A 15,255-nucleotide genomic window follows, 5' to 3' on the forward strand; every position below is an offset into this window, starting at 1 on the left:
CAAGATTACACTCACATTACCTGTTCTTTAACAATAACCTTTAACCCTTTTAACACTCAGTTTTCATAGATTCCTCATATGATATATAGTTATTTTCTCATAATCTTTCCTATGAAAAAGAGAACGTTTTCTTACCTTTTCCTGATAAATCAATTAAGAAATGTAAGACTGTACAAGTGAGAATTGAAAGGAACATTTGTTCTTATTTTAACAAATATTCTCATTCATGTCTATACGATTTCTAAAATAAATCCATTATTTTTCTGACAGTTCTTTCTTTTTTATCTTTTATCTCATACAATAAAAATACAGACAGGCAAAGGGGGAATTTGCAAATGATTGCTTTTTTTATTGATTTTGTCACTGTTGCTGCCCTCATCATCGGAATAACAGCATTGATTGGTGTCATTACAAATAGCATTGGTGAAAAACTCTTTGGCGGAAAAGAAAAGATGAAGTTTGTTAATAAAAGCTTGGATGTACAGTCCGGCTGGAACCAAGTTGGCGGAAAAGGTATTTATAAGAAACGTACGTATTAAAAAAAGCAGGCGGTCAGCCTGCTTTTTTTATTTTTCTACAGATGCCCACTTAAAGCTTAATTCGCCGCCATATTTGTGGATATATACATCTTTAATTGTTTCTCTTTCTAATATAGATCTACCGCGTTGGAATACTGGTGCAATTGCTGCATCCTCAAATAAGATTTTTTCCGCTTTTAACAGGTCATTCCAACGTCCTTTTACATCTGAACCTTCTTGCTTTGCCTTTTTAATAAGGCCATCATACTGGGCATTAGAATAACTCATTTTATTTTGTGAACCATCTGTTATAAACATATCAAGGAATGTGATTGCATCAGGGAAATCAGGCCCCCATCCAGTAAATGAAATATCAAACTGTCCACTATCTTCAAGTTTTAATTTTTGTGCAAATGGTTGCATCTTAATCGTTACTGTTAGACCTGGTAAATTCTTTTCTAATTCTCCCTTTACATACTCACCAATTTTCTTAGATTCTTCATTATCAAAGTTTAAAAATTCTAGTTCTATTTTATCCTTACCTAATTCTTTCTTTCCTGCTTCCCAGAATTTTTTAGCTTCCTTCACATCTACTTTTGAAAGTTTTCCATTTTCTTTTCTGAAATCCTGCTTATCTGGTCCCTTAACAAAATCAGATGGTACTAAACCATAAGCTCCCTTAGAACCATTGTTTAAAATAACCTCACCAATACCATCTCGATCGTATGCACTAGAAATAGCCTTACGAATATTTTTGTTAGCTAACGCTGGATTTTTTTGATTAAAACGCAAGAAGAACACAGTTGGATCATTAATTGTTTTAAAATCTTTTTGCCCTTTATACTTATCAACTAATTCCGCTGATAAACCAACTCTGTCAATCGCATTCGTATTATATAAATTAACAGCTGCTCCTGTATCTTTTACAACATTAAAATTAACTTCTTCTAATTTCACTTCTTTTTGATCCCAATAACCTGGATTTTTCTTTAGTTGGAAACTTTGTTCATGCTTCCATTCATTTAATACAAATGGACCGTTATACAACGTTGTATTTGCTTCCAAACCAAATTTTTCTCCCTGTTCTTTCATATACTTCTCATTTAATGGGAAAAATAGTGGATACACCGTTAAATCAAGAAAATATGGAACTGGATTATCCAATTCAACTTCTAATGTATAATCATCTATCGCTTTTACACCTAATTGATCCGGTGATAGCTCTCTTTTATTAATTTTCTCTGCATTTTTCACATCTAACATAATATATCCTGATTTCGCTGCCGTATCCGGGTTAACAGCTCTTTGCCATGCATATACAAAATCTTTTGCTGTTACAGGATCACCATTCGACCATTTAGCGTCTTCACGCAATTTAAATGTATATTTTTTACCATCTTCAGATTTCGTATGGGATTTCGCTACACCTGGAACTAACTTATCGCCTTTCCCAAGTCGATATAGCCCTTCCATTGTATTATTCATAACTTTTGAAGAAGCAGCATCCGAGGCAAGTGTTGTATCCATTGTCGGAATTTCAGACACTTCTGTTAGATTAATAACTTGCTTCGCACCGCTTTTCCCGCTATCCCCTTTTGCGTTCGCTTGCGGTTCATCTTTTTGATAGCTACATGCCCCTAACATCATGCTCATTGCTACTGTTGACGCTACAAAAACTGGTATCTTTTTTTTCATACTTCCACCCTCCAAAAAATGTTAGCCCTTTCATTTTCAAACAGAAAGAAATATATATATGTTCTAATAATTCATATTATACACACAAATATATTTTTTGTATATTTATATTTCTATTTCATTAAAATTTTCTGTTAAAAAATGTATCCATGTAAACGTTTCATATTACTATTTTTCCTCGCTAAAGTGTCGATAATAACTATTTTTATATTTTTCTAAATTATCAGAGAAAAATAAATTTTATATTTCATAATACTTTGTGCATAATTATCCTTCTCTTTTTAACATAAAATTGCAGGCCCTTCATATTAAAAATATGTAGGCTCAAATGGGTGCAAAGGATAAGAAAGTATGTTACGATACACCTTGCTAAAAATAGATATCGGTAAAGAGGGGACGGACATGACAGCAATTCAGGCAAAAAACGGGCCAACAGAGAAATTAAGTTTATTCTTATTAACATGGCCTATTTTTCTAGAAGTTTTTCTATTTATGTTAATGGGTATCGCTGATACTTTCATGTTAAGTGCATTATCAGACGATGCTGTATCTGGGGTTGGTGCAGCGAATCAATATCTCCATATCGCTATTTTGGTACTAGAAGTCATCGGGAACGGCGCAGCTATCGTCGTATCTCAATACCTCGGTTCCAAACGTTTTATGGAAGCATCTAAAATATCAGCTTTAGCCGTCACATTAAATTTAGTGGTCGGACTCGTTATAAGCGCTGGTTTTCTTTTATTTTCAAAACATATGATGATGGCAATGAACTTACAAGGCGATGTACTCATGTATGCACAAAACTATTTATCCATCGTCGGGGGAGCTATTTTCCTTCAAGCTATTATTAATTCATTAGCCGCAATTATCCGCGTACACGGCTTCACAAAGCAAGCGATGTTTATTTCACTTGGAATGAATATTATTCATATCGCTGGAAACTATGTACTCATTTTCGGGAAATTTGGTTTCCCAGAACTCGGTGTACAAGGGGCTGCCATTTCTTCTGCTGTCAGCAGATTAATCGCTCTTATCGTTTTCTTCTGGTTACTGTACCGCGTTATGGAATACCGTGTGAAAATACAATATTACTTCACCTTATCAAAAGAATACATCGGGAAAATTTTAAAAATCGGGATTCCCTCTGCATTTGAGCAAGTTATGTATCAAGCTTGCCAAATTGTCTTTCTGTATTATGCAACGTACTTAGGAACGGAATCATTAGCGGCTAGACAATACGCTACGAATATTTCTATGTTCACTTATTTATTCGCTATTGCAATCGGTATGGGAACAGCAATTATTATCGGGCGCCTCGTTGGCGGTGGTGAAAAAGATGAAGCATATGAACGCGTATGGAAAAGTGTGAAATGGGCAATTGGCGTCACTTTATGTATGGTCGCTCTCGTTATTACATTCCGCACACAATTAATGGGACTATTTACAGATAATCCGCACATTATTACATTAGGTGCATCAGTTCTTTTACTAAGTATACTACTTGAAACGGGACGCACGATGAACATCGTTATTATCAATTCACTTCGTGCAGCTGGTGATGCAAAATATCCTGTTTTAATCGGAGCATTCTCTATGGTGTTAATGAGTTTACCACTCGGTTACTTTTTCGCCTTCCATTTAGATATGGGGCTCGTTGGTATTTGGCTAGCGATTGCTATCGATGAATGGACACGTGCCATTATTATGTTCTTCCGCTGGAAAAGTAGAGCGTGGGAGCGTTATGCACTTGTTAAACCTGAAGAAAAAGAAGAGATTGTTTCTGTTCAAGCGCAATAATACTCGTTTGATTAAGGTGTAGTCTTTAGTAAATGAAACTTATATGAGCGATTCTTTAAATAAATCGACTTACCGAGAAATGTTGACAACTCTTTTATATAGTAGAAAAAAGCCAATCTTCCATAACGGAAGATTGGCTTTTTTATTATTGATAAATCTCTTTATATTTCTTATACTCTGCTTCAGAACATAATACGAAATGTCCTGGGCGAATTTCACGCATTGTTGGTGCTTCACTAGCATAATCATGCTGAGATGGATCGTATACGATACGTTTACGATTGCGCTCATAATCTGGATCCGGAAGCGGGATCGCTGATAATAGTGATTTTGTATATGGATGAATTGGATTCGCATATAACTCTTCACTTGTTGTTAGCTCAACGATTTGACCACGGTACATTACGCCGATGCGGTCACTAATGTATTTTACCATTGATAAATCATGGGCAATGAATAAGTATGTTAAACCTTTTTCCTTTTGTAACTTTTTCAGTAAGTTTACAACTTGCGCCTGGATTGATACGTCAAGTGCTGAGATTGGCTCATCGGCAATGATAAATTCAGGCTCTACAGCAAGTGCGCGAGCGATACCGATACGTTGACGTTGTCCACCTGAGAATTCATGTGGGAAACGGTTTGCGTGCTCTTTATTTAAACCAACTGTGTTTAATAATTCATGCACACGGTCCATACGCTCTTTTTTGCCTTTTGCTAGTCCGTGAATATCAATACCTTCTGCGATAATATCCCCTACTGTCATACGAGGATTTAATGATGCATATGGATCCTGGAAAATCATTTGCATTTTACGGTTGAACTTCTTCAGTTGTGCGCGTGATTTTTTACCATGTACATTTTCACCATCAAACAACACTTCACCAGCAGTTGCATCATATAAACGAATAATCGTTCTTCCAGTTGTCGATTTACCACAACCTGATTCTCCTACAAGACCAAATGTTTCTCCGCGGAAAATATCAAATGAAATATCATTAACCGCTTTGACAACACCACCACTCACGTCGAAGTGCTGCTTTACATTTTTTACTTCAATTAATTTCTCACGTTGTTTAGTCATGTTGTTCACCTGCTTTCATTTGAAGAATACGTTTTTCAACAACTGCCGGCGGTTTTACTTCTGGAGCTTGCTCGTGAAGTAACCAAGTTGCCGCATAGTGTGTATCACTTACTTTAAATAAAGGTGGGTCCATTTCAAAATCAATTTTCAATGCCTGTGGGTTACGTGGTGCAAAAGCATCTCCCTTTGGCGGCTTCAATAAATCTGGAGGCGTTCCAGGGATTGCATATAATTCTTCTTCTGAACCATCTAAACTTGGCATAGATGCAATTAAGCCCCAAGTATACGGATGTTTTGGATTGTAGAAAATTTCATCTACAGTTCCGATTTCAACAACTTTACCAGCGTACATAACTGCCACGCGGTCCGCAACGTTTGCCACTACACCTAAGTCATGCGTAATGAAAATGATTGCCGCTTCTGTTTTTTGCTGAATGTCTTTCATAAGCTCTAAAATTTGCGCCTGAATTGTAACGTCTAGCGCTGTTGTCGGCTCATCGGCAATTAATAATTTTGGGTTGCAAGCTAACGCCATCGCAATAACTACACGCTGTCTCATACCACCTGAGAATTGGTGAGGGTATTGTTTTAAGCGCGCTTCTGGATTTGGAATACCTACAAGATCGATTAATTCTAACGCAACTTTACGTGCATCAGCTTTACTCATCCCTTGGTGTTTAATAAGGCCTTCCATAATTTGATTTCCAATTGTCATCGTTGGGTTTAATGATGTCATTGGATCTTGGAAAATCATCGCGATATCTTTACCGCGCACTTGTTGCATTTCTTTTTCTGTTAGTTTCGTTAAGTCACGACCTTCAAATACGATTTCACCGTTTTTAATACGTCCTGGAGGATTCGGAATTAATCCCATTAACGCTTTAGAAGTAACTGATTTACCAGAACCAGATTCTCCTACAATCGCTAATGTTTCTCCTTTTTTCAAATCAAAAGTAACACCGCGTACAGCTTGTACTTCACCTGCATGTGTATCAAAGGAGACTTGCAAATCTTTTACCTCTAGCAATGTTTTCATTTTTACTTCTCCCCTCTTTTACTTACGCATTTTTGGATCTAACGCGTCGCGTAATCCGTCTGCCATTAAGTTGAATGCTAAGATTAACATACTGATGACAACCGCTGGGATGAACATCATATGTGGATACGTTTGAATTGATTTATAACCATCGTTTACAAGAGAACCAAGTGATGCGAATGGTGGCTGAATACCTAAACCGATGAAGCTTAAGAACGCCTCACCAAACACTGCTGTTGGAATTGTAAACATTGTCATTACGATAATTGGTCCCATTACGTTCGGGATTAAGTGTTTTACAATTAACTGTGTATTTGTTGCACCTAATGTACGAGATGCTAATACGTATTCTTGATTTTTTAATTTCAGGATTTGTCCACGAACGATACGCGACATCCCTATCCAACCTGTAATCGCCATTGCGAGTGTAATTGACCATATACCAGATCCCATAATGATTACCATTAAAATAACGATGATTAAGTATGGAATACCGTTAATAATCTCCATAATACGTTGCATAATATTATCTACTCTACCGCCATAGAACGCTGAAATACCTCCATATGCAACCCCAATTACTAAGTCAATTGCTGCTGCTAAAAGAGCGATATATAATGATACGCGTGTACCTTCCCATGTTCTTGTCCATAAATCGCGTCCAAGATCATCTGTACCAAACCAGAAATACTCTTTAATATCACGTTTTTCATATTGGTCAACACCATATTGATCTGTACCGTCAAATGGTAGCCAATGAACATTTTCAATAACAGGAATTTTCGGTGGTAATTTCGAACGACCTAAATCTTGCTCTTTATAAGAATGCTTACTTACCATCGGTCCTAAAATTGCTAGTAAGATAATAAGCGCTAATAAAACGAAACCGAACATTGCCCCTTTATGTTGGAACAAACGTCTTCTTACATCTTGCCAAAACGTTAAGCTTGGACGGGCAATGACTTCATTATCAACATTATTTTGATTGGCTTGTTGAAATAAATCTGGAGATAATTTTTGTACATCTTTCATCATTTTTTCCCTCCCGCTAAACGAATACGAGGATCAATAATTCCGTATAAAATATCAACAATGAAAATAACTAAGATGAAAATCGCACTATAGAAAATTGTAGTTCCCATAATAACTGTATAGTCGTTCACTGTAATCGATTTAACGAATTGTTCCCCAAGTCCTGGTACAGCATAAATTTGCTCAATAACTAATGTACCTGTAATTAAACCTGCAACCATTGGTCCTAAAATTGTTACAACTGGAATTAACGCGTTACGAAGTGCGTGTTTGATAATGATAACGCCTTGGCTAATTCCTTTTGCCTTCGCTGTTAAAATGTAGTCAGCTTGCATAACTTCAATTAACTCTGCACGAGCGAAACGTGCGATTGTTGCGATAACTGCCATCGATAAAGCGATTGTAGGCATTACTGTAAACTCTGGTCCTTTCCAGAATGCTACTGGGAACCATCCAAGTTTTACCCCTACGAAATATTGTAGTAATGCGGCGAATACGAACGATGGTACCGACATCCCGAGTACGGAAATAATTGTCGCCCCATAATCGACCCACGTATTGTTGCGAAGTGCCGCAACGATTCCTAAAATTAAACCGATAAATGTTCCTAATATAATCGCTTGTAAACCAAGTTGTGCTGATGGTCCAATTCGATCCACAATCATATCTGTTACCGGACGGTTATCATATTGGAATGATACCCCTAAATCACCTTTTGCTAAGTTACCTAAGTAACGTGCATATTGAACTGGTACTGGATCATTTAAGCCATATTTTTCAAGAATGATTTCTTTTTGTGCCGGTGATAGCTTCTCCTGGTTTTTAAGCGGAGAACCCGGAAGTAATTTCATCAAAAAGAAAGTCAGTGTAGTAATTAAAAATAATGTCAAAGCCATGTACACGAAACGTTTTAATACATAACGTCCCATAGTCAAGCACCTCCCCGTTTTTCTCAAAAGCAATAAGATAGTTTAAAATATTCTTACTTTTATTTTTTTAAAATAAGAGCATATGCCCATCATAGGCATATACCCTTATTCATGATGGAAACCATTTTTAGTTTTTAAGTTCAACCCACTTATAGCTAAATTCTCCGCCATATTTATGTTCTAATAGGCCAGTAATTGAGCCACGTTGTAAATATGCTTTACCAGGTTGATATACTGGAGCAATCGCTGCATCTTCAAGCAATTGTTTTTCTGCTTTTAATAGAGCATCCCAGCGAGCTTGTACATCAACTTCTGTTTTCGCTTTTTTAATTAAATCATCATACGCTGCATTTGCGTAATTCACTTTATTTTGTGCATTACCTGTTGTATACATTTCAAGGAATGACATTGGATCCATATAATCTGGACTCCATCCCGCATATGACATTGCATAATCTCCACTTGCTTCAAGTTTTAGTTTTTGTGCAAATGGCTGCATTTTTGTTGAAACTGTTAAACCTGGTAAGTTCTTTTCAAATTGGCCTTTTAAATACTCTCCGATTTTTTTCGCATCATCAGTATCAAAGTTTAATAGCTCTAACTCTACTTTGTCTACACCAAGTTCTTTTTTACCAGCTTCCCAGTATTTTTGTGCTTCTTTCATATCCTCTTTTATAAGCTTTCCGTTTTCTTCACGGAAGTCTTTTCCATTCGGACCTTTTGCTAAGCCTTTCGGAACAAAACCATATATTCCTTCTGAACCATCGTTTAAGATCACTTTTCCGATGTTTTCACGTTCAAAGGACATTGCAATTGCTTTTCGGATATTTTTATTTGCTAAAAATTTATTCTTTTCATTTAAGCGAATAAATTGTGTAGATGGTCTCTTAATCGTTTTAAAGTCAGCATCTGATTTGTATTTATCTACAAATTCTGATGTTAACACTACACGATCAATTGCTTTCGTTTCATATAAATTTATAGCAGTTGAACGATCCTTAACAATATTGAAGTTTATTTCCTCAAGTTTTACTTCTTTATTTTCCCAATACGTTGGATTTTTCTTAAGTTGGAAACTTTGTTCATGCTTCCATTCATTTAATACGAATGGACCATTATAAAGTGTCGTATTGGATTCTAATCCAAATTTTGCTCCTTGTTCTGTTACAAACTTCTCATTCAAAGGATACAAGGTTGGATAGACTGTTAAACTTACAAAATAAGGAACAGGGTTATCTAATTCCACTTCAAGTGTATGATCATCAATTGCCTTTACACCAAGTTCTTCAACTGGTAATTCTTTTTTGTTAACTTTTTCCGCATTTTTAACATCAAATAGTATGTAAGCAAACTTAGCACCCGTATTTGAATCTACAGCTCTTCTCCAAGAATAAACGAAGTCTTTCGCTGTTACAGGTTCACCATTAGACCATTTCGCATCTTCACGTAATTTAAATACATACTTTTTTCCATCCTCTGATTTCTCATAAGATTTAGCGACACCTGGAACAAGTTTATCGTCTTTCCCCAGACGATATAATCCCTCCATTGTGTTATTCATGATGTTAGAAGATGCTGCATCTGTTGATAACGTCGTATCCATAGTTGGAATTTCAGCTGTCTCGGTTAGATTTAACACTTGCTTGTTTGAGGATTTTTCTTTTGCGCCTGCTTTATTATCCTCTTTTTGGTAACTACAAGCTCCTAACATACTGACCGTCAACGTCGATGCAAGTAATAACGGTATCTTTTTCTTCATGTTGTGTTGCCTCCCCTAATTGCACTTCCTGTACCCTCACTTGTAAAAAAGTAGAATTGAAAGAATAATCTCCAAGTTTCTACAATTTTCATTATACATATAATATAACAATTGTGAATATAGTTTTTTGTTTTTTTGTTAAAATTTTTAATAAAATGTTTATTTTTTTATTTTTTTGTAAAGGGATACGTTAACATTGCTACCATCATCTTGAAATCAGACCTTTAATTGCGTATAATTTTCAAAAAATTAATTCTAGTACATATTATAGCTTTTATAGTATAATAATTCTAGTAATATTTTGACGGAGGGGAACATTTTGAATAAAGTTTTTTTTCATACTTGTATACTAATTTTCATAGCGATAGTCGCTTCTAGTATTGGCGCATTCCTCGTTTCATCGCAATTTTTGTTGAATTTTGTCAATATCTCGTTTTATATTGCGCTATTTTTTATTCTTATAGGCGGTTTTTTATTCATATTTCAAAATGGATTTTTTAACGTAACAATTTACGCCTTCCAAAGAGTATTTGGTACGAACAAAAAAATTGACTCATTAATTGAAGAAGTAGAGGAACCTGTCGATAAGAAAGAACGTATTTATAAAACATATTCATTCAAATGGACGTATCCAATTTGCATTACAGGTCTCGTTCTTGGGTTGTTCTCGACCATCATTAGCTTTACTATTTTGATGTAGTTTGCAAACACTATCCCATATGATATAATAATCAGCAAAACATTTTGTTATAAAACTTTAGTTCTTTCATATTAAAAGAGCTCAGGTAACAATAAATAAATTTATATGTATGCGATGATAAAGAAGAGTACATATTGAGGCAATTTCAGAGAGCTTGTGGCTGGTGTGAACAAGTAATTGTACAGTATGGAATGGGCTTTTGAGCACCAAACCGAACCGAAAGTAGTAGGCTTTGGCGTTATATCCAAACGTTATTATGGATTAGAGAGATTTCACAGTAGTGAAATAATTAGGGTGGTACCGCGGTCCATTCGTCCCTATAGTTTTTGGGATGAATGGGCTTTTTTGTTTGCCTTCTCTTCCCCCATCACGCATTCAAATTTAGGAGGAATTACTTATGTCAGTTATCTTTTCTGGTATTCAGCCAAGTGGAACGATTACACTTGGAAACTATTTAGGAGCTATGAAGCAATTTACGGAGCTTCAAAATGAACACGACTGTTATTTCTGTATTGTAAACCAACATGCAATTACAGTACCTCAAGATCCCGTACAACTTCGTAAAAACATCCGCAGTCTTGCTGCACTTTATGTAGCATGCGGCATCGATCCTGAAAAAGCTACTTTATTTGTACAGTCAGAAGTACCGGCACACGCTCAACTAGGATGGATTATGCAATCAGTTGCTTACGTTGGAGAATTAGAGCGTATGACGCAATATAAAGATAAATCATCGGGCAGAGATTCAGTTCCAGCTGGATTACTAACGTACCCACCATTAATGGCTGCTGATATTTTACTTTACAACACTGAAATCGTACCTGTTGGTGATGACCAAAAACAACATATGGAATTAACACGTGATCTAGCAGAGCGTTTCAACAAACGCTTCCGTGAAGTGTTCACTGTTCCTGAAATTCGCATTCCAAAAGTAGGAGCTCGCGTTATGTCATTAACAGAGCCTACGAAAAAAATGAGTAAATCTGATCCAAATCCAAAATCAATGATCAGCATGCTTGATGAACCAAGAACAATTGAAAAGAAAATTAAGAGTGCTGTAACTGATTCTGAAGGTATCGTGAAATTTGATAAAGAAAACAAACCTGGCATCTCTAACTTATTAACAATCTACTCTTCATTCTCTGGAAAAACAGTTGAAGAAATCGAAACAATGTACGAAGGAAAAGGATACGGCGACTTCAAAGGCGACCTAGCACAAGTAGTCGTAGAAGCAATTCGTCCAATCCAAGACAAATATAACGAACTAATCAACTCACCAGAACTAGACGAAATTCTAGACAAAGGTGCCGAAAAAGCAAACCGCGTTGCATTCAAACAACTACGCAAAGTAGAAAACGCAATGGGACTAAGCAGAAAACGTAGGTAATGTAAAAAGCGGAGGCGACTGCTTAGCCCTGACGGCTAAGGTTCTTTCCCACAGAAGGTGCTTTTTACCTTCTCGTGGGGAAGGTTCTTAGACGCGAAGGGCTAGGAGCCGGAGCTGGATTACATAAAAAGCGGAGGCGGCTCGCTTAGAATATGAGGGGGATGGAGCTCCTGACGTAGAGGCGCTTTTTGCCTCGCAGGAAGGCGCGAAGCCACCGAATATTCTTGCCGCCGGAGCTAGACTACACAAAATTAAAAAAACCGCCAATTGGCGGTTTTTTTAATTTACCTTTTGCTCGTTTTCCATTTCCCATAACTTTTCAAAAAATGGCTGTCCTTTTACAAGACGCTCGCATAATTGTTCGTGCTTCTCAGACCAGCCTGCTTTCGCTTCATCATACAATCTAGCCCAAATATCTTCAAATTCCATATGTTGAACCATTCCGTATGCTGATGGATCCCACTCTGTGAACCAATAGCGAATTTCTGCTGTGTTTTTCGTTGTATGTAATTGATCTAACGCCATAAATAATAATTGTTTTAGCTGTCTTTCTTTACGAGTTAAGCCATTCATAATGAAAGGTGATGGTGATAAAATATGATGTTCTTTTTCCATTTCTTCTACTTGGAACTCATACTTTTCTGCTTGTACGCTTTCTACCATCTCATATACCATCTGCTCTTGGCGTGGTATAAGTCTACTTTTTCGAATTGGTACATTGTAACCAATTGTGTCGATCGCAATAATTCCTTTTCCATCTGTAACAACAAAGCAATACTCTTGCTGCAAACGTTCATGATTTTTACGAATATAAGCCTTATGATGTACGTCTTCCAACAATTTTTGCGGAAGCTCTAACAATTCGTCCTCGATGTAATGATATAATGTGGAATCTACTTTTAATAATGGCACTTGATCTAATAGCTCAATCGTATCATCTTTCCGCCATTCGTAAAAATGACAAACGTTATACCCATTTTCTTCACCTTCAAACCAATTTACCCATACATCATGTAGATATAACATTCACTACCCCTCACTTCACTACTGTTTGTATCAATCATTATGTTCAATTTTTCTTAACTTTATTCCACCTAAGGAAATATATTCTAATTATTATTTTTTCTTCTATTAATACTAAAAAAAACAGGAAATAGAGCTCCTGTTTTTTATATATGAAATGTATTTGCTTTATTCAATATTTCTTTTGCATCTATAGATAATAAAGAAAGTGTATCTATAGATGCGGAAGCTACACAGTCTTTGACAATATGAAATCCAAGTGCATAGCCAAGCATCTTCGGATAAGAATGAAGTCCATTTAATAAGATGTCGTGCTCCCTTGTTCCTCGTTTTATACTTATTCTTTCATGTACAACGTTTTTCCAATAGTATATAGCCTCTTCTTTTGAAAGATACGTCGTCCATGGTGCATTGTTTTTTTCTGAATATCTTTCCGTTACTGCTTGCTCAGCTAACCCTTCCATAATCATCGTATCAAGTAATGTATATTCTGTTTCTTTCGTCTCAATTTGATGTAACCTGCATATGTGGTGATATTCATGCGCCAATAACACTTTTAATTCTTCCACCGAATTCCGTCCACATACGAATAAGAAAATAACGTGACGCATAGATAATCCAGCCCTGCCGTTATATTCTTCTTGTACAGTCCGATTATAAGAATCTGATAATAAAATAAAGACAGGGACATCCGGACCTTTTAACCAACTTTTCAGTTTCTCATACTCCATACGTAACTCTTTCCAAATTTCCTTTTTCTCTAACTCTTTAATTTCTTGTTCTCCCCGCATAACTGGACGATACATACCTTTAGAAATTAAAAAGCGATACAACCTTTCTTTTGGCAGCGGGATATACTTCGTAAATTTCTCACACAGCTTTTCTGGCCGCCCGTAATATAGATGTAACCACTCGGCTGTTTCAATAACCCCCATCTTTATTCCTCCTTTTTCTTATGTATATGCAAAAGGAGAAAAAGGCGTAAAAATAAATAAGGAGTTTTTTCGTAATATATTACGAAAAAACTCCTTATTTCATCTATTATTTATACGATTTAAATACTAACACCGCGTTATGACCACCGAATCCAAGTGAGTTACTTAATACTGCATTTACTTCTTGTTGTCTCGCTTTATTCGGTACGTAATCTAAGTCACATTCTGGATCTGGTGTTTCATAGTTAATTGTTGGAGGGATTACTCCGTCTGTAATTGATTTAATTGAGAAGATCGCTTCAACAGCACCAGCTGCTCCTAATAAGTGACCTGTCATTGATTTCGTTGAGCTAATTGCTACTTTATACGCGTGCTCACCGAACGTTTCCTTAATTGCCATCGTTTCATACTTTTCATTCGCATCCGTACTTGTACCGTGTGCATTAATGTAATCAATATCTTCTGGCTGTAGACCTGCATCTGCTAAAGCTTGACGCATTGCGCGCACGCCGCCTTCACCACCAGGAGCCGGCATTGTAATATGGAATGCATCACCAGTTGCACCGTAACCAGCGATTTCCGCATAAATGTGAGCACCACGAGCTAATGCGTGCTCTAATTCTTCAAGAATTAGAATACCTGAACCTTCACCCATTACGAAACCACTACGGTTTTTATCAAATGGACGGCAAGCTGTTGCTGGATCTTCATTAAATGTTAATGCTTTCGCTGAACTAAATCCTGCGAATGCCATACTTGTTAACGGTGCTTCAGCTCCGCCTGTAATCATTGCATCAGCATCACCGCGCTGAATTGCTTTAAATGCATCACCAATTGAGTTTGCACCAGATGCACAAGCCGTTACAGAACAAGTGTTAATCCCTTTTGCTCCTGTCGCGATTGATACTTGACCTGCTGCCATATCTGGAATCATCATCGGTACGAAGAATGGGCTCACGCGGCGCGGGCCTTTCTCAGTAAAAATCTTAAATTGTTCTTCGTATGTTTCCATACCGCCAATACCAGAACCAATCCATACACCAATTCGAGGTCCGTTTTCTTCTGTAATTTCAAGTTTTGCATCCTCAACTGCCATTTTCGCTGCTGCTACTGCATATTGTGTAAAGCGATCCATACGGCGCGCTTCTTTTTTATCAATATATTTCTCGACTTCAAAGTCGTTAATTTCTGCTGCTACTTTTGCTGGAAATAGTTCCGGATCAATTCTTGTAAGTCGTCCGATTCCAGATACACCCTTTTTAATGTTTTCCCACGCTGTTTCAACATCTGTTCCGATCGGTGTAACAGCTCCTAGTCCTGTAATTACGACCCTCTTTTTTTCCATACAAAATACACTCCTTTT

The 15,255-nt window shown here is 36.7% G+C and carries 13 protein-coding genes and 1 other annotated feature; of the genes, 4 read left to right on the plus strand and 9 right to left on the minus strand.

The genetic code is table 11. The features are described from left to right. Nucleotides 1-335 precede the first annotated feature (335 nt). Nucleotides 336-539: a hypothetical protein gene (locus tag QCI44_RS22120; protein ID WP_000559978.1), complete on the plus strand. Its 204-nt coding sequence runs from the start codon at nucleotides 336-338 to the stop codon at nucleotides 537-539. Between the two features lie 27 nt (nucleotides 540-566). Here QCI44_RS22120 and QCI44_RS22125 read toward each other — a convergent pair whose 3' ends face one another. Further along, nucleotides 567-2,213, minus strand: a complete 1,647-nt coding sequence (locus tag QCI44_RS22125) for a peptide ABC transporter substrate-binding protein (RefSeq protein ID WP_000727246.1) — start codon at nucleotides 2,211-2,213, stop codon at nucleotides 567-569. A gap of 351 nt (nucleotides 2,214-2,564) precedes the next feature. Between QCI44_RS22125 and QCI44_RS22130 the strand changes: the two genes are divergently transcribed. Beyond that, complete coding sequence (locus QCI44_RS22130; RefSeq protein ID WP_002108704.1) at nucleotides 2,565-4,010, plus strand: MATE family efflux transporter; 1,446 nt, start codon at nucleotides 2,565-2,567, stop codon at nucleotides 4,008-4,010. 145 nt (nucleotides 4,011-4,155) lie between these two features. Here the strand turns inward: QCI44_RS22130 and QCI44_RS22135 are convergent, their stop codons facing one another. The 5 genes from QCI44_RS22135 to QCI44_RS22155 form a co-directional block, all read right to left on the minus strand. After that, nucleotides 4,156-5,091, minus strand: a complete 936-nt coding sequence (locus QCI44_RS22135) for an ABC transporter ATP-binding protein (protein ID WP_016088893.1) — start codon at nucleotides 5,089-5,091, stop codon at nucleotides 4,156-4,158. Continuing rightward, the gene (locus QCI44_RS22140; protein ID WP_000854346.1) at nucleotides 5,084-6,127 is read right to left on the minus strand and encodes an ABC transporter ATP-binding protein; all 1,044 of its coding nucleotides are present in this window, start codon (nucleotides 6,125-6,127) and stop codon (nucleotides 5,084-5,086) included. The genes QCI44_RS22135 and QCI44_RS22140 overlap by 8 nt, the downstream gene beginning before the upstream one ends. Before the next feature lie 18 nt (nucleotides 6,128-6,145). Further along, complete coding sequence (gene opp3C, locus QCI44_RS22145) at nucleotides 6,146-7,162, minus strand: oligopeptide ABC transporter permease (RefSeq protein WP_016088894.1); 1,017 nt, start codon at nucleotides 7,160-7,162, stop codon at nucleotides 6,146-6,148. Beyond that, nucleotides 7,159-8,088, minus strand: coding sequence for an oligopeptide ABC transporter permease (gene opp3b / locus QCI44_RS22150; RefSeq protein ID WP_000534165.1), 930 nt, complete (start codon nucleotides 8,086-8,088; stop codon nucleotides 7,159-7,161). Before opp3b ends, opp3C begins: the two co-directional genes overlap by 4 nt. Nucleotides 8,089-8,215: 127 nt before the next feature. Next, nucleotides 8,216-9,847, minus strand: a complete 1,632-nt coding sequence (locus QCI44_RS22155) for a peptide ABC transporter substrate-binding protein (protein ID WP_016088895.1) — start codon at nucleotides 9,845-9,847, stop codon at nucleotides 8,216-8,218. A gap of 319 nt (nucleotides 9,848-10,166) precedes the next feature. On the opposite strand from QCI44_RS22155, the gene QCI44_RS22160 reads away from it, so the two are divergent. Both QCI44_RS22160 and trpS read left to right on the plus strand, forming a co-directional pair. Continuing rightward, nucleotides 10,167-10,547, plus strand: a complete 381-nt coding sequence (locus QCI44_RS22160; protein WP_016088896.1) for a DUF3899 domain-containing protein — start codon at nucleotides 10,167-10,169, stop codon at nucleotides 10,545-10,547. Nucleotides 10,548-10,652: 105 nt separating this feature from the next. After that, nucleotides 10,653-10,869 (plus strand) — a binding site (T-box leader). A gap of 75 nt (nucleotides 10,870-10,944) precedes the next feature. After that, nucleotides 10,945-11,934 carry a tryptophan--tRNA ligase gene (trpS, locus tag QCI44_RS22165; RefSeq protein ID WP_016133904.1) on the plus strand — a complete coding sequence of 330 codons (990 nt, stop codon included), beginning with the start codon at nucleotides 10,945-10,947 and terminating at the stop codon, nucleotides 11,932-11,934. Nucleotides 11,935-12,213: 279 nt separating this feature from the next. Here trpS and QCI44_RS22170 read toward each other — a convergent pair whose 3' ends face one another. From QCI44_RS22170 to fabF, 3 genes are all read right to left on the minus strand, one after another. Beyond that, on the minus strand, nucleotides 12,214-12,960 hold the full coding sequence (locus tag QCI44_RS22170) for a YjbA family protein (protein WP_016088898.1): 747 nt from the start codon (nucleotides 12,958-12,960) through the stop codon (nucleotides 12,214-12,216). Nucleotides 12,961-13,103: 143 nt separating this feature from the next. Further along, nucleotides 13,104-13,892: a DUF2268 domain-containing putative Zn-dependent protease gene (locus QCI44_RS22175; RefSeq protein ID WP_016133903.1), complete on the minus strand. Its 789-nt coding sequence runs from the start codon at nucleotides 13,890-13,892 to the stop codon at nucleotides 13,104-13,106. Nucleotides 13,893-13,998: 106 nt separating this feature from the next. Then, nucleotides 13,999-15,237, minus strand: coding sequence for a beta-ketoacyl-ACP synthase II (gene fabF / locus QCI44_RS22180; protein ID WP_016088900.1), 1,239 nt, complete (start codon nucleotides 15,235-15,237; stop codon nucleotides 13,999-14,001). Between the last annotated feature and the right edge of the window lie 18 nt (nucleotides 15,238-15,255).

It is taken from the genome of Bacillus cereus group sp. RP37, assembly GCF_040459695.1.
GTDB lineage: Bacteria > Bacillota > Bacilli > Bacillales > Bacillaceae_G > Bacillus_A.

What these genes read in the sequence shown, in the direction of transcription:
- QCI44_RS22120 (WP_000559978.1), top strand. Translation starts at nt 336, where the DNA reads ATGATTGCTTTTTTTATTGATTTTGTCACTGTTGCTGCCCTCATCATC.
- QCI44_RS22125 (WP_000727246.1), bottom strand. Translation starts at nt 2,213, where the DNA reads ATGAAAAAAAAGATACCAGTTTTTGTAGCGTCAACAGTAGCAATGAGC.
- QCI44_RS22130 (WP_002108704.1), top strand. Translation starts at nt 2,565, where the DNA reads ATGTTACGATACACCTTGCTAAAAATAGATATCGGTAAAGAGGGGACG.
- QCI44_RS22135 (WP_016088893.1), bottom strand. Translation starts at nt 5,091, where the DNA reads ATGACTAAACAACGTGAGAAATTAATTGAAGTAAAAAATGTAAAGCAG.
- QCI44_RS22140 (WP_000854346.1), bottom strand. Translation starts at nt 6,127, where the DNA reads ATGAAAACATTGCTAGAGGTAAAAGATTTGCAAGTCTCCTTTGATACA.
- opp3C (WP_016088894.1), bottom strand. Translation starts at nt 7,162, where the DNA reads ATGATGAAAGATGTACAAAAATTATCTCCAGATTTATTTCAACAAGCC.
- opp3b (WP_000534165.1), bottom strand. Translation starts at nt 8,088, where the DNA reads ATGGGACGTTATGTATTAAAACGTTTCGTGTACATGGCTTTGACATTA.
- QCI44_RS22155 (WP_016088895.1), bottom strand. Translation starts at nt 9,847, where the DNA reads ATGAAGAAAAAGATACCGTTATTACTTGCATCGACGTTGACGGTCAGT.
- trpS (WP_016133904.1), top strand. Translation starts at nt 10,945, where the DNA reads ATGTCAGTTATCTTTTCTGGTATTCAGCCAAGTGGAACGATTACACTT.
- QCI44_RS22170 (WP_016088898.1), bottom strand. Translation starts at nt 12,960, where the DNA reads ATGTTATATCTACATGATGTATGGGTAAATTGGTTTGAAGGTGAAGAA.
- QCI44_RS22175 (WP_016133903.1), bottom strand. Translation starts at nt 13,892, where the DNA reads ATGGGGGTTATTGAAACAGCCGAGTGGTTACATCTATATTACGGGCGG.
- fabF (WP_016088900.1), bottom strand. Translation starts at nt 15,237, where the DNA reads ATGGAAAAAAAGAGGGTCGTAATTACAGGACTAGGAGCTGTTACACCG.